Source organism: Finegoldia dalianensis (genome assembly GCF_046255015.1).
In the GTDB taxonomy this organism is placed as follows: Bacteria; Bacillota; Clostridia; order Tissierellales; family Peptoniphilaceae; genus Finegoldia; species Finegoldia magna.
The window spans coordinates 129,063-144,839 of the sequence record NZ_JBDLBQ010000005.1; the positions used below are offsets into that span (position 1 = coordinate 129,063).

General features: G+C 33.1%; 12 protein-coding genes. 6 read left to right on the forward strand and 6 right to left on the reverse strand.

The annotated features are described in order from the left end of the window. Positions 1 to 17: 17 nt before the first annotated feature. Positions 18 to 425, reverse strand: a complete 408-nt coding sequence (locus ABDJ34_RS06630; RefSeq protein ID WP_154253954.1) for a hypothetical protein — start codon at positions 423 to 425, stop codon at positions 18 to 20. A 222-nt stretch (positions 426 to 647) separates the two neighbouring features. Between ABDJ34_RS06630 and udk the strand changes: the two genes are divergently transcribed. The 5 genes from udk to ABDJ34_RS06655 all read left to right on the forward strand — a co-directional run bounded on the left by udk (position 648) and on the right by ABDJ34_RS06655 (position 5,935). Continuing rightward, positions 648 to 1,256 (forward strand): uridine kinase, encoded by a 609-nt coding sequence (gene udk / locus ABDJ34_RS06635; protein WP_154253956.1) that lies wholly within the window; start codon positions 648 to 650, stop codon positions 1,254 to 1,256. A gap of 225 nt (positions 1,257 to 1,481) precedes the next feature. Beyond that, the gene (gene tyrS / locus ABDJ34_RS06640; protein ID WP_154272490.1) at positions 1,482 to 2,729 is read left to right on the forward strand and encodes a tyrosine--tRNA ligase; all 1,248 of its coding nucleotides are present in this window, start codon (positions 1,482 to 1,484) and stop codon (positions 2,727 to 2,729) included. A 103-nt stretch (positions 2,730 to 2,832) separates the two neighbouring features. Then, positions 2,833 to 4,356, forward strand: a complete 1,524-nt coding sequence (gene cls / locus ABDJ34_RS06645; protein ID WP_412701808.1) for a cardiolipin synthase — start codon at positions 2,833 to 2,835, stop codon at positions 4,354 to 4,356. After that, positions 4,356 to 5,036 (forward strand): heparan-alpha-glucosaminide N-acetyltransferase, encoded by a 681-nt coding sequence (locus ABDJ34_RS06650; RefSeq protein ID WP_412701809.1) that lies wholly within the window; start codon positions 4,356 to 4,358, stop codon positions 5,034 to 5,036. The genes cls and ABDJ34_RS06650 overlap by 1 nt, the downstream gene beginning before the upstream one ends. Beyond that, complete coding sequence (locus ABDJ34_RS06655; RefSeq protein ID WP_412701810.1) at positions 5,036 to 5,935, forward strand: diacylglycerol/lipid kinase family protein; 900 nt, start codon at positions 5,036 to 5,038, stop codon at positions 5,933 to 5,935. Before ABDJ34_RS06650 ends, ABDJ34_RS06655 begins: the two co-directional genes overlap by 1 nt. Before the next feature lie 267 nt (positions 5,936 to 6,202). On the opposite strand, the gene ABDJ34_RS06660 is transcribed toward ABDJ34_RS06655, so the two are convergent. Together ABDJ34_RS06660 and ABDJ34_RS06665 are read right to left on the reverse strand one after the other, a co-directional pair. Next, positions 6,203 to 9,649, reverse strand: a complete 3,447-nt coding sequence (locus tag ABDJ34_RS06660; RefSeq protein WP_412701811.1) for a leucine-rich repeat protein — start codon at positions 9,647 to 9,649, stop codon at positions 6,203 to 6,205. A 249-nt stretch (positions 9,650 to 9,898) separates the two neighbouring features. After that, positions 9,899 to 11,125 carry a glycosyltransferase family 4 protein gene (locus ABDJ34_RS06665; protein ID WP_412701812.1) on the reverse strand — a complete coding sequence of 409 codons (1,227 nt, stop codon included), beginning with the start codon at positions 11,123 to 11,125 and terminating at the stop codon, positions 9,899 to 9,901. Positions 11,126 to 11,339: 214 nt separating this feature from the next. Between ABDJ34_RS06665 and ABDJ34_RS06670 the strand changes: the two genes are divergently transcribed. Beyond that, entirely contained in the window at positions 11,340 to 12,674 is a 1,335-nt protein-coding gene (locus ABDJ34_RS06670; RefSeq protein ID WP_412701839.1) for an MATE family efflux transporter, read from the forward strand. A gap of 43 nt (positions 12,675 to 12,717) precedes the next feature. Here the strand turns inward: ABDJ34_RS06670 and ABDJ34_RS06675 are convergent, their stop codons facing one another. From ABDJ34_RS06675 to ABDJ34_RS06685, 3 genes are read right to left on the reverse strand one after another with little or no spacing between them, the layout of a single operon-like run. Then, positions 12,718 to 12,987 (reverse strand): hypothetical protein, encoded by a 270-nt coding sequence (locus ABDJ34_RS06675; RefSeq protein WP_412701813.1) that lies wholly within the window; start codon positions 12,985 to 12,987, stop codon positions 12,718 to 12,720. Positions 12,988 to 12,997: 10 nt separating this feature from the next. Further along, positions 12,998 to 14,287 (reverse strand): metallopeptidase TldD-related protein, encoded by a 1,290-nt coding sequence (locus ABDJ34_RS06680; RefSeq protein ID WP_412701814.1) that lies wholly within the window; start codon positions 14,285 to 14,287, stop codon positions 12,998 to 13,000. Next, entirely contained in the window at positions 14,287 to 15,711 is a 1,425-nt protein-coding gene (locus tag ABDJ34_RS06685) for a TldD/PmbA family protein (protein WP_412701815.1), read from the reverse strand. Before ABDJ34_RS06685 ends, ABDJ34_RS06680 begins: the two co-directional genes overlap by 1 nt. Between the last annotated feature and the right edge of the window lie 66 nt (positions 15,712 to 15,777).

Consider the following 15,777-nt stretch of genomic DNA (forward strand, 5'->3'; position numbering starts at 1 on the left):
CTTGATGGTTTAATTGATTACGATTTAAATAATTTGGCGTTTTTTTCTTTTTCTAATTGTTCCAAGAAAATCTCTTTTTGAATCAAGTGAGTTTTTCTGATGGATCCTGCAATGTCTGCTACTAACATGAAAATCGTCGCCGCCGACACGTAATAAAAGTCGATAAATGAGTATTCGATGAATCCTCTGGATGGAGGTGTCATCTGTCCGATGAAAAGCATCATAAATATCGCTACGAAAACAATCGTAAAATTGAATTTGAAAATAAATCCATGGAAATATCCAAGGACTACTGCGATAGCCAAGAATATCATCAAGCAATGGTCAATCAAAAATCCATGCGCATGAGACAATGTGTATCTGATGATTATCATGAACAATATGTAAATCAACGAGTAAATAATAAGTTTTGTGTTTTTTGACATTTCAAATCCCCTTTTGTTTTTTTGTTAAAACATTTTCCGTAATTGTGATTCGCTTGAATTTTTTGTAAAGTTTGTAATAAAATTTACAAAATAAAACATTTCAATATTATTTTAGCACAATTTATAATTTTATTCTACATATAATTAAAAGGTTATCCTAATTTTCAACCTTGAAAAATTGTAAAATTTATATTAAAATTAACTAATAACTAGGAGGCTAATATGAAACCGTATATTGTAGGAGTCGCAGGTGGAAGTGCTTCAGGCAAGACTGAAATCGTGAAGACTTTGAAAAAACATTTTGAAGATAAAATAGAAATTATTGAACACGATAATTATTACTTTGCTCATGATAATTTGACTATGGATGAACGTGCTAGTTTGAATTACGATCATCCCCAAGCTTTTGAAACAGATTTGTTGATTGAGCATGTTAAAAAAATTATAAATAATGAAGAAATCGACATTCCAACTTACGATTTTACAATTCACACTAGAAGCTCTGATACTTTGAAGAAAAGCCCAAAGCCAATTGTGATTGTAGAAGGAATTTTGGTTTTGGAGAATGAAGAACTTCGCAATTTAATGGATATGAAAGTTTTCGTAGACTGCGACGGAGATGTCAGACTCAAAAGAAGAATTACAAGAGACGTCGTGGAACGTGACAGAACTATTGAATCGATTTTGACTCAATATATGGAAACTGTTAAGCCAATGCATGAACTTTTTGTGGAACCTAGTAAGAAATTTGCCGATTTGATTGTGCCAAAGGGTGGCAAGAACAAGGTTGCTATCGATGTTCTTATCAATCATTTGGCTACGAAATTATAAAAAAACCATTTTGCTATTGACTAGAATCTAATTCTAGTATAAAATTTTAATAACTCAATAGAAAATTATGATTGTGACCAGTACCGATTATTCGGGAATTACAACACATGAGTTTTCAAGGTAGTTTCATACTTTGCATGGAACATAAGCTTTTGATAAGAAAGGTGGTACCGCGTAGATTCGCCCTTTCGTGTCAAGAGTTTTTTTATTTTATAGGAGGAGTTTATGATTAATTACGAATTTGAACATGAAAATGTGTATGACGAATTGGTAGCGCGTGGATATTTTGAACAAGCTACATACGAAGATGAATTGAGAGATTTACTCGGAAAAGAAAGAGTTCCATTTTACATTGGATTTGATGCGACTGCAGATAGTTTGACTATTGGCCATTTTATTCAATTGATGGTTATGATGAGAATGCAAGCTCACGGTCACATTCCGATTTGTCTTTTAGGTGGCGGAACTACAATGATTGGGGATCCTTCTGGTCGTAACGATATGAGAAGTATTATGACTAAGGAAGTTATCGATGAAAATGCCAGAAGATTTTATTCTCAAATGACAAGATTCATCGATTTTGGTGAAGACAAGGCATACATTGAAAACAACAAGGATTGGTTGTTGAATTTGAATTTCTTGGATTTCATGAGAGAAATCGGCGTTCATTTTTCTGTAAATCAAATGTTGACTTTGGAAAGTTACAAAAACAGAATGAAAAAAGGTCTAACATTTTTCGAATTTAGTTATATGTTGATGCAATCATACGATTATTTGGTATTGTACAGAAAATACGGTTGTAAATTACAAATGGGCGGTTCTGATCAATGGTCTAATATTTTAGGCGGATACGATTTGGTTAGAAAATTAGAAAACGACAAGGTTTATGCAATGACTTTCAAGCTTTTAACTACTGCTGACGGAGTTAAAATGGGTAAATCACAAAAAGGCGCTGTATGGTTGGACGAAAACAAAACAACTCCTTACGATTTATTCCAATACATGAGAAATGTTGACGACAGGGATGTCGAAAAATTCTTGTTGATGTTGACATTCTTGCCAACTGAAGAATGTAAGAGACTTGGTAGCTTAGAGGGAAGTGACATCAATAAAGCTAAGGAAGTTTTGGCATTTGAAGTGTGCAAATTAGTTCACGGAGAAGAAAAAGCAGAAGAAGCCCGTCAAACAGCAAACGCATTGTTTAATTCAAACGCTGTTGATGAAAATATGCCAACAACTGAAATGAAAGCTTTGGATTTTGAAAATGGAATTGGTTTGTTGAATTTGTTGACCATGACAGGACTTACTCAATCAAACAGCGAAGCACGTAGACTTGTAACTCAAAACGGAATTTCTGTTAATGACAAGAAGGAAGCTGATCCAAAAAGAATTGTAACAATTCACGATTTTAACGATGATGAACTTATTATAAAAAAAGGTAAGAAAGTATATCACAGAGTAAAATTGGTATAATATTTTTAAAAATAAACCCTGGCGATTTTGAATTGATTTTCAAAGTTTGTCGGGGTTTTTGTGTTATAATTAAATAAATTTAAAAATATTTGTGGAGGTAAAAATGAAAAAATTATTCAAATTTTTAACTAGTAGAATAATGCTTTTGGCAATTGTATTTATAATTCAAATTTCACTATTAGTTTATTTTATTTTAAGTTTTCAAAGAAATTTTGTGTATGTCTACACATTAAATATTATAATATCCTTCGCTTTTACTATAATGGTGGTCAACACCGATGTAAACCCGAGTTTCAAACTAGGATGGCTCATTCCTATATGGATATTCCCGTTGTTTGGAGCGGTGTTCTATTTGTTTTTCAGAAGAAACAGATTCGTTCGTGCACAACAAAGACGAATGGATACGATTAGTTCAACGTTTAACAACCATATTTTGTCGAATGGTAATGTAATTGATGAACTGGAGGGTGACTCCAAGTCAATCGCAACTTACATAAACACAACAGCTCACGCTCCTGTATTTTCTAAAACAAGTTCGAAATATTTAAAAAACGGTGAGATTTTCTTTGAATATTTGATGGAAGATTTAAAAAACGCAAGAGATTATATTTTCTTGGAGTTTTTCATTATCGAAGAAGGTTATATGTTCAATAATATTCTGGAAGTTTTGGAACAAAAAGTAAAAGAGGGAGTCGACGTCAGGATTTTGTACGACGATTTCGGCTGCATCACCAAACTTTCTCGTAGATATTACAAAAAACTAGAAGAAAAAGGCATCAAGGTTCAAGTTTTCAATAAAATCAGAGTTCTACCTATGCCCCGTCACAACAATAGAGACCACAGAAAAATCGTCGTTATCGACGGAAAAGTCGCTTACACTGGCGGATTTAATTTGGCAGATGAATATATGAACAAAATCCAAAGATTTGGATATTGGAAAGATACTGGAATTAGAGTTACTGGTGATGGTGTGTGGTCATTTACAATAATGTTTTTGTCAATTTGGGAATTGTACGACGATAACGAGCTAGACTACAAATATTATTTCGAAAAAACTGTGCCAGATGTTTCCGAAAACGAAGGTTTTTGTCAACCATACACCGATTCTCCACTAGATGGTATCCCTGTTGGAAAAGGTACGTATATGCAATTATTATCACGTTCCAGAAAATATTTCTACATTACAACACCGTACTTAATTCCTTCGGATGATATGATAGACTCACTTAGAGATGCGGCTTTAAGTGGTGTCGATGTTAGAATCATAACTCCGGGAATTCCAGACAAAAAATTGGTCTACATGGTAACAAGAACTTACTACAAAACTCTTTTAGAAGCAGGTGTTAGAATTTTCGAATATACTCCGGGATTTTTGCACGCAAAAAGTTGTGTCTCAGATGACAAACACTGTGTAATCGGCTCAATTAATTTGGATTTTAGATCATTGTATCTGCATTTTGAAAACGGAGCGATGTACTACGATTCGCACATAGTCGATGACTTAAAGGAAGATTTCTTGGAAATGCAATCACAATCACAAGAAATATTCGCAAGACAATTGGAAAACCAAAGGCTATCAAGAAAAATACTATCAGTAATACTAAAAGTATTCTCGCCGATGATATAATGAAAAGAAATAATTTGATCGATACGTTAAGGGGATTTGCAATTGTCAACATGGTAATCTACCATTTGCTATTCGATTTGGTCTACATGGAGAATTTCAAAATTGAATGGTTTGAAAACACCACAGGCATGATTTGGGAGAGATTCATCTGCATAAGCTTTATTTTGATATCGGGCTATTGCTTCAATTTATCTCGCAATCACAAGAAACACACCATCACGCTTTTTATCGTGGCTATGATTTTGAGCGTTACGACGTATTTCTTCGCAAATGAGTTTTTCATAGTTTTTGGAATAATTCACCTGTTGTGCTTGGCGTCATTGTTCACGATTTTTGTCGACAAATTAACCCTTAACAAAAAAATATTGTGTGCCCTATCTTTTGTAATGTTCATTCTAACTTACAAAATAAGCGCTCATCCAATGGATATAAGTACCAATTTATTTAGTTTTATAGGATTCTACAACAATAAGTTTTACAGCGGCGACTATTTCCCATTACTACCTTGGTATTTTATGTATCTAGTTGGATATTGCGCAGGAGACTTTTTAGATATAAAATTAAATGTAAGAGAGAATGTATTATCAAAAATGGGCAAAAAAAGTTTGATGATTTATTTAATTCACCAGCCTATCATAATGATAATTGTACAAATCGTAAAATTTTTAGGAGGAATTTAATGAATAAATTCAAAAAATCAATCGTTATGTATCACGATAATTCAGGACAACAAGACATATTTGAAGTATTAGGCAAATGTAGTCCTAATATATTAAAATTATCAAATGAAACAGTGTTTTTCCAAAGCGAAGAACAAGGTGATTTCTACAAAAAATGTGAAGAATTAAAAGATTTTGATTTGGTAATCGTAGTTGGAGGCGACGGAACAATAAACGAAGTCATCAACGGCTTATATGATTACGATATGAACCCTGTTATAGGAATTATTCCAGGAGGATCATTCAACGATTTTTCAAAAACTGTTAACATCGGAGCAAATCCAGTAGAAGCAAGTGAGAATTTGTTGGATGCAGAAGTCAAAGAATACGACTGTATATTAAATGACGACAAAATCGCTCTGAATTTCTGGACAGTAGGAATGGCATCAGAAAACGCACAAAAAATGCAAGACGCTGACAAATCAACATTCGGCGTGTTGACATACATTCCAAAAGTTTTTGAAACATTAACACAAGACAATTCATTTGATTATGAAATGGAACTCGACGGCGAAACGATAAAAGGAAATGCCGTTATGGTATTTGTCGCTAATGGATTATACTCCGGAGGAGTTGAAGTTCCAATCTCTGACATCAGCCCAAGCGATGGAGTGTTGAATGTGTTTGTTGTTGAGCAATCAAACATCGGAGCATTCAAAGCAATGTTCGGACAATCAAACAGCTTTGATTTCAACGAAGAAAACGAAGGCGTTCAAACATTCAAAGCAAAAGAAATAAAGTTCATCTCACCTGAAGGATTAGTCGCAGATACAGATGGCGAATTGTACCAAAAAACACCATCAAACATCAAAGTCGTAGAAAAAAGATTCAAATTCTTATCAAAACCAATAGAACAATAAAGATATAGAAGAAAAGCTAACTCAAACGAGTTAGCTTTTTTAGGTTAAAATTTTAATATAAAAAAGAGACCATCTGAGTGGTCTCCAGTTTAATCTAAGGTTAAAACAATATTAAGGGAGGAGATTGTTTCTTGTGATTAAACTTACTTTGTTTATACTTATATAATAGACTATGAATGTGTACTAATTATGTTCAAATTAGTAGAGATTATGTTTTTTGTTTTTTAGTGAAAACGCAGCACATTATTTTTATGTGCTGCGTTTAGTTTACTTAATCAATTCTTTTACTATTGATTCATTTACTGAGTTTTCTCCACCAAATACATTAACTTTTTCAAATTTTGCTTCTTCGAATGCTTGTTTTGTTGCTTCTGGAATTTCATTTGATTCTACTAATAATATTGGGCAGTCTATTGAGCCTATTACTAAGCTGTCTGCTGGAACTATTCCGTTTGCGATGTTAACTTCTAATCTGTCTTTGAAGCCGTATTCGTAGATTTTCTTTGCTGTTTCGTAACGGTTTGCTCCTGCTATTCTTGTAGGGTTTGGTAGTTGTTGTTCTACTTCTTTGGAGATTGTCTTTTCTCCACCTACAATTATTACTTCTTCAATTTGTTTCAATACTTCTTTTGCTTCTTGTGGTATGTTGTTTTGTTGTACTAGTAGTATTGGCATGTTGTTTTTGTTTGCGAGTGGTGCTACTGTTAATGCGTCTGCGAATGTTTCTCCACTTGCTATTACAGCTTTCTTTGTTCCTGTTAGTTTGATTACTTCTTGTGCGATTTTTGCACTTGTTTCGTAGCGATTTGCTCCTGCTATTGTTCTAACGTTGTATTGTGATAGGCTGTTTTTAGCTTTGTCAACTGAGTGGTCTCCACCTACTACGATTACATTCTTAGCGCCAAGTCTTTTGATTTCTTGTGCTACTACTGAATCTAATTTATCTTTTTGTACTAACAAGATTGGTGCTTTTAATTGTTTTGATAATGCTGATGCTGATAAGCTGTCTGCGAATTTTTCGTAGTTTGATACGATTACTGTTTCATCTGTGTTGTAGTATTTCTTGGATACTTCTACTGCTGTTTGTATTCTGTCAGCTCCAGCTGTTCTTGTTGTAACTTTTTGTTGTGGTTCTGCTGGTGTTTCTGATGGAACACTTGGTGTTGGTGTTACTGTTCCAGGATTATCTGGTTTTGTTGGATTGTCTTTGCCAGGATTATCTGGTTTTGTTGATTTTTCTTTTTCAAAATCTTTGCAAGCATCTTTTATTGCATTGAAAATTCCTTCCCTATGGTATTTTGCTCTATCATCAACTTTTCTTATTTTTCCAAGACTATCTATATTTGATTTCAAAATATCTGAATAATTTAGCCCTTCATAATCATCCAATGTTTCTAAAGCCAACATGTGATAACCTTCATTATCTTCATCGACATTTAAAATATCATTTCCGTACTCGTCTTTTTGGCCTTTTCCAATAGTATATGACATATCAAGTACATACAAAATTTTTCCGTTTTTATCGAAATAAACATTCACCCCAATATGATAAGGTGGAATTGGAAGTGGCGTTTTAAGTTCAAAATGACCTTGTTTCATTATTGAATTTGCCATGTTCCCTTTGTTTTCAACAATATTAATAAGATTTTGTAATTCTTTTGTTAAACGAGTTAATTTATTATCCACAACAGCTGAATTGTTATAAGATTTTTTTGCGTATTCAAGTTTATCTTTCAAAATCCCAGAATTTTGTGGATGATTTTTAATCGTTAATTCTCCTTTTTTAATTAATGAGTCTAACTTATAGCGATTTATAAAAAACTGAGTATCATGGATGTACTTTAACTTCGCACCCTCAGATAATTTGTCTTGTTTTAACAGCTTTTCACATTCAGCCTTCATATCTTCAAATTGCTTTTGAGTATCATCTCTGAGTTCTGTTAAATTTAACTTATTTAATTCATCCAAAACTTTTTTCAAATCATCTTTGTTTTTCGTAGTTTCTTCAGGATTAACAACAAAATTATTTCCATCAGCTAGTGTTTTTCCCTTAATTCTAACTAAAACTTTTTTGTAGTTATCCTCAACTTTGTTATCGTCAAATGCGTTAAATCTTATCTCTTTGATTTTATCCGAAAAATCAATCTCTTTTAAATTATTGTATCTGAATGCTTCTTCTTTTACACTTTCCAAATTTCCGGGCATTGTAACCTTTGTAATGCTATTTTTGTAAAAAGTTTGAACAGATATTTCTTTTAATTTTGTTAATAAACTCAAATCCAACTCAGATATTTTGTTATTACAAAAAGCCATTTCTCCTATTTTTTCAACTTTATCGCCCATAAACATTACATTTTGTGCATCGTTATTTCTAAAAGCTGAAATTCCAATTTCTCTAACATTTGGATAAATCACTATTGCAAATAATTTATTAATATGAAACGCACTACTTCCAATTATTTCAGTATTTTCGCCTAATTCAAGCATTTCGATCTTGTTATTCATAAATGCTCCGTCTCCAATGATTTTCAGAGCCTCAGGTGCTTCAAATTCTGTCAAATAATTAGACTGAAATGCAAATTTCCCGATTTTTTTCACATTTTTCGGAAGATTTACGCTTTGTAAATCGTACTTATTCAAACTACTATTTTCAAAATCCACATTTCGAAAAGCATCATCTCCAATTTCATCAACAACATATTTCCCATTCTTTTCAGGAATTACAAGATTTTTGTTTTCACGAACTTTTAATTTTCCGATACTAGAAAATCCAAGAACCTTGCCTTTATCAAATACAAAATCTTTTTCATCCCATTTTGAACTATCCACATCTACTGAAGTTGTCTTATCTTCTTCTGTCGGGTTTACAATAGAAGAAGAATCCTTGTTGTCCACATTTCCATTTGAGAAAAGCACAACTTTCATCGCGTAGTTTTCATCGCCAGAATTTCCACTAAACGCACCAATATCAATTTTTTTCACACTATTTGGAAGCTTCACTTGCTTAATTTTATTATCTTGAAAAGCTTGTTCTTTTATAGTTTCTAATTTTTCACAATTAAATTCTAATTCTGTAATTTGATTAGATTTAAATGCTCTTTCTCCTAAATTTGTTAAATTTTTAGGTAAAATAAGTTTGCCTTCTATTTGGTTATCAAAAAATACTTGTTCTCCCAAAAATTCCAAATTATCCGGTAATTTTATAGTCTTTAAACTTAGATGTGCAAATGCATAATCACTAATTTTAGTGATGGTCTTTGGTAAATTAACGCTTTTAATATTACTATTTTCTTCAAAAGCATCTTGCCCAATATAAGTATATCCTTCAGGAATCTCTACAGATTCTATGTCTAATTGCTTGAAATCTTCTCCAAGCTTTTTAATTTCGTTTCCATCAACATCTAAGTTGTTAACCTCTCCATTTTCGCCTTCTCTTTGAGTATACTCATCTATCGCACTACTCTTATTGTAGACAAAAGCAAAACTTGCTATTTTTTTCAAAGCTACATTTTCTTTACTTTTTGTTGGTAGCACAACATTTCGATTTCTTTTTAGCTTTTGCACACCGCTTTTCGAAAAACCGTATACAGTATCTCCCACAATTTCAAAATCATCCGCTGTATATTTGTCATCAGCTGCATTGGAATTAATATTTAATCCAAAAATCAAAGCAAATACAAAAACCAAAGAAAAAATAATCTTCTTTTTGTTCATACGAACCTCCTATTAAATTAATAATGATATTCTTTATCATCTAAAGAACTCTTTTATTTTACTATAATCTCAATTTCTTTTCAATGATATTTGTTATCAAATTAATTTTAAAAAAAGTTTCGTGCTTATCAATATCTTCAAACACATAATATTGAGCTAGCTAAAATTTTATACGTTACTTTTAGCAATCTTATATACACAAAAACAGCTCTTAATAAATTAAAAGCTGCATTCAGTAAATTTTATATTCTATTGTAAATTTGCAATCTCCACCAACTCATTCTCGATTTCAAGCATTATGTGATCCCAAGAATGTTTTAATACTAAATCGTGAATTTTTTCTGGTATTGGTTCTTTGTTTTGTACTCTGATTATTTGTTGTTCAATTCCTTTTGCTAATCTATCAACAAATGGTTCGATTTCTGAATCATAAGGTTCATCGATTGATTTGAGTCGTGGCATTTCGACAAATTCAATTGCGCTACTTTCATTTATTTCATCGCCTAACGTTTCGATTAGTCCTTCTATTTCTGTGACTACGACTCTCATTCCACAACCCAAGGCTTCGATTGCAATGAGTCCCAATCCTTCATAATAGCTTGGCAAAATGTAGATGTCTGAATCTCTCATTTTATTGGAGAGTTTTTTCTGACAAGATGTGTTGTGCAAATCAAAGTGAAGTGAGTTTCCTGTGTTGTCCCACAACTCAACTTTTGTTTCTATATCGACATCTCCCACTAGTGTTAATTCCAAATTATCGTATTTTTCTTCTAGTTTTTTGAAGGCTTTGCAAAGTTCGTAAACTCCTTTTGCGTGTGATAATTTCCCTGCAAACAATAATTTGATTCTGTCGTTTTGTGGGTCTTCTTTTCTTCTGTAGAATATGTCGCTGTTGTAGCCTCCACCCATTACAACGATTTTTTCTTTGTCGATTCCAAATATATCAGAGATTGGTTCTACGTCTTTTTTGCTTAGCGCTAGAACTTTTTGTGCGCGGTTTAAATTATCCACACAAGTCATAAATAATTCTGGGTTTAGGTTTGTTTGTCTGATGTCGGTTCCATGATTTAGTAATAAAACAGGAGTTTCATCGAAAATATCTAACACGAGACTGCTTAGCATCCAACAATGATGAGATACGATGACGTCTGGATTGAATTCTTGTTTTGCTTTTTTCAATTGTTTTGTGAATTCATTTGTCCAATCTTCAATCATATCGTGTGTCATATCGCTGTATTTTGTGGAATCGTAGGGCATTTCATCGCTCATTCCAACTATTGGGAAGTTCAACTTTTCGCTTTTAAATTCCACTGGATATTTTTTGATTGTTTCATCCAAATTTAGTTGGATGTCGTCTTGTATTCCAAATATAGCAGCATTTTCATGATTTTGTTGCATAAATTGAATTACGTTTGTAAAATAAACGCCGCTTCCTGTTTGTTTCGGAAGTTGTGCGATTACGTGTAATATTTTCATGTTATCATCCTTTTTATTATTATTCTTACTTCTATATTATCATAATAAGATTTTAATTGCTTTAGTTATTTATTGAATTTTTTTATAAATCATTGATTATGTTTGTTTTTTAATGTATAATAACTTGTATTATTTTGATTAGGAGGCGATTATTATAGAAAATTTAAACGAACAACGATCAAATCTTCTCGGCAATGAATCCATTCCGAAATTAATCTGGAAGTTTTCAGTTCCAGCGACTATTGGGATGTTGGTTCAAGCTTTGTATAATGTTGTAGATAGAATTTTTCTTGGTGCCGGTGTAAATCAAATGTCAATTGGTGGCGTTTATTTGATTTTCCCGATTTTTTTATTTTTGATGGCGTTCGGAATGTTGATTGGTGTGGGTGGCAATTCCCTTTCTTCAATTAAATTCGGTGAAGGTAAGAAAAAAGAATCGGAAATCATACTTGGTACTTCGATGGTTCTGTCTATTATTTTCGGGGTTTTGATATCAGCGATTTTTCTTTTAAATTTAAAATGGTTTTTGAAAATTTTCGGCGCAAGTGACACTTTGATGCCTTACGCTTATGAATATGGAAAAATTATTTTGTATGGTGCACCTTTTCAAATGGTTGGTTTTGCGATGAACAACTTCATCCGTGGAGAAGGCAATCCTAAGGCTGCGATGGTTACGATGTTCATCGGTGCAATCAGCAATATTATTTTGGATTATGTCTTCATTTTCCCTATGAAAATGGGAGTTAAAGGTGCTGCTTGGGCGACTATTATCGGTCAAATTTTGTCTTGTATTTGGGTTGTGAGATATTTCCTTTCAGATCGCGCACTTTTGAGACTTAAAAAGGAAACATTCAAGCTTGATTTGCACTATTGTAAGCAAATTTTTGCACTGGGCTCTGCTCCATTCGCAATGCAACTTGTAGCTAGTGGTATTAATATTATTTTCAACAATTTCCTTAAAATTTACGGTGGCGACTTGGCGACATCATCAATGAGTGTTATCTACAGCGTATCCCAAATTGCATTCATGCCGATTTTTGGTATCAATCAAGGTATCCAACCAATTTTAGGATTTAATTTCGGAGCGCACAAATACAGACGTGTTCAACACACTTTGAGAATTGCTATTGTAGCCGGAACTGTGTACATGGTTTTGAACTGGGCATTCACTATGCTTAGACCAGATTTGTTGGTGAAGATTTTTATTTCAAGACCAGAAGATTATGCAGTCATCAAGGACATCGCAATTCCTGGACTTAGAATTTACAATTCGATGATTTTCATGCTTGGATATTCCATAATTGGTTCGTCACTATTCCAAGCAATTGGCAAACCAAAAATTGGTTTCATATTGACAATGACAAGACAACTTATTTATTTGTTGCCGTTGATGTTGATTTTCCCAAAACTTTTCGGACTTACAGGCGTATGGTCTGCAATGCCAGTGTCTGATATTTTATCCACATTAACTACGACTTATTTCTTGGTTAAATCGGGATTTTTGGTTAAAACAATTCACAACGACGACGAATTTGTTCTCGGAATTTAAAAAAGGTTTGAATATTGGATTTCCAATGTTCAAACCTTTTTTTTTAGAATATAAATACTGAAACTAGAATAGACACTACAGCCGTTATCATTATCATAGGTAGTTTGTAATCAGAAGATGTTTTCTCGAATGATCCTTTATTGAAAATTGCAAACGTAGCCGATGCTACTACAAAAATTGTAGCTGCTATTTTCAAAAATCCTACAGCATCAAACTCATTTGTTCTGAAAAATCTGTAGATTGTTATCAATAAAATATATCCAATACAATACGCATATAATTCCAACACGCCAAATTTATCTTTTTGTTCCAATTTTACCTCCTTATTTTCCTGCAATAGTCACATTATCAAACGCAATAACTGCTGGTGCTAAGCTGTTCTTACGCGATTTCAATTCTTTTGAGAAAATCATAGAATCTTGAACTTCTTTTACATTTAATGAAATTGAACCACCTGTTATGAATGATTTCACACCATCTTTTACAAGCCTTGCAAGTCTGAATTCTCCACCGAAATCTCCCGTAGTGCTGTCCATCAAGAATGACGAGAACGCCAATACTTCAATGTAATCTTGTGATTTCAATTCTTCGACAGAAATATCTCCACCACTCACTTCGAAAACTGGTGATTGTCCCATATTTTTTACGTTCAAATAATAACTATACTTTGCGTTAGTAACCAAGTTTTCTACGACGCCATTTTTGTACAAATCATATTCTACAAGTTTTTTACCTTCTGAATCGACAGGTCTTTTGTTGATTGATGTCTCCAATGTTGGATTGATTTTCATGTTGAAGTTTACTTTTGGATTATCTCCGAAAAATCTCTCGCCTAATTTTGCAGAGCTGATTTGTTGATAAATCATGGCATCTCTCGCTTGGTTGTAATAGTAATACAAGAATTCTTCGACAGCTTCATTTGATAAAATCACTCTCATATTTTCCATTTTTTCATTTCTAACGGCGCTGGATCTTTTTTCAGTTTCCAAAAGTTGTTTGTCGACAATTTCTTGGATTTTCGAATAATCGATACTTGTCAAATCATATCCGTTGAATATTTCAACAGGTTCATCACCAACATTACAATCAGTTACGATTTCAAACGTAAACTTGTTAGATGGATATTCTACATCCACGCCCTTTGATGTAACCACATGCTTGTGGTTTTCGTAGGCGAAAATCTCACAAGAATTCACTTTTGATTGGTAGCCGTAATCTTTGTAGATAACATCGTGAACTTTTTTGAAATTATCTGTCAAATCTTCGCACACTTTGATGTCTTTAAGAGTGGCATAACCTTCTTCTTTTTCTGGAAGTTCGTAGTATTTGTTCTTGACAAATTTCGCTGCAAAAGCAGTTCTGTCGATTTTTTCTTTGATTTCATCGTCACTGTCACTTAAGTTCAACACAACTGTGCTGTCACCTTTGAATTTGTCGCCATTTTCTTCAAAATCCACGAACACTCTTACAGATGTTTCATTAGTCACGCAACTTCTGTTCATGTCTACTTTGTCTTTTATCAAAAATACTTCGTTTGATGTGGACACAGTGTTGACAACTATCCAGTCGGTAATTTTTTCGTTTTGTTTTAATATATTTATTAATCTTTCCATTAACTTAAAATCCCCTTTGCCTTAATGTATGATCCACCAGTCGATGTCTTAACCCATTCTTTCCAGCCTTTTCCACAATATCCTCCACCAGAAAGTACAAGTCCGTTGGAAACTTGTGTGATTGATTGCAATAAATCAGGAACATATCCTGTCAAATAAACAGGGCTTACGATTTTGCCAGTTAATTTTCCATCTATGATTTCACGGCCTTTCATTGCAACGCATTGAATTCCCCAGTTTTTTGGATCTTCCATTCCAGATGAGAAACCTTCCAACAAATATCCCTTGTCAACTGATTTAATCATATCTTCAACGGAATCTTCACCTTCTTCAAAAAAAGTGTTAGTCATACGAGTGTAAGCTTTTCTCTTGAAAGATTCTCTCTTGCCGTTTCCTGTGGATTCTTGTCCCAACAAAATCGCAGACAATTCGTCGCACATTCCATGACGCAAAATTCCCTTGTCGATAATCACAGTATCTCTTCCCAAGTTCCCTTCGTCATCGAATAAATAGCTTGACACTTCATCGAAGGCAGTCGCACCGTCGTGCATGATTATCTTGTCACTTGCAACTCTCTTGTCTTGGTATTCTTTTCCTTTTGCACGTTCTTTTACATACATATCCATTTCAGCCCCGTGACCGAAGGCTTCGTGAGCGATTAATCCTGTAAAATCAGGATCGCAAATTATGTCGTATTCTCCAGGAACGACTCTGTCTGCTGTAAGTAATTCTTCAGTTCTTCTACAAGCATCTTCTGCTGCTTTTTCGAATTCAGAAATCAATTCACTTCCACACAATCCAGAACTAGAAATGAAATCTATTTTAGTATTGTTCCCATCAGTTGCTGCCGCCATTGCAAATCCTGTTGAATAAGCATAAGATTGGTACAAATCTTTATTTTTGGATAAGAAAATTTTGTTAACTTGCGTAATATTCAATCTCAAAGAAAGTTGAACGATTTTTTCGTACTTCGCTTTAACTTCGTCGTGAATTTTTTGCAAAGTAGTGATAATTTTTTCTGGATTATCTTGTTCTGGTAAGTTTTCAACTTCAGTGATTCTTTCTTTTGTAATTTCGTCATCATTTGGAAGTCTGTCGTAAGTTACTCTGTCCAAGCCTTCGACGATTTTTTTACGATCTTCAAGTGCGATTTTACGGACATTTTCGCAAACTTCATCTACATTTACTTCGTTAAATGAATACTCACTAAATCCCAAATCAGTGTACACTCTGATTACAAATCCTCTTTGGTAATCAGGAGATGGATTTAATGAAATTGCTGATGTAGTCACAGAATAACTTGCCCCATCAACATCGCAACCCAAAATAGAAACGTATTTGAAATCAGTTTCCAATTTTTTTATAATTTCTTGTAATTTAGATTTATTATCTAATAAAAATTTTGATGTAGTTAGTTTTTTCATTTTCTACCCCTTTCATTAATAATTATAGTAAATACTTCTAGCTATTACAATGAATTTAAAGAAAAT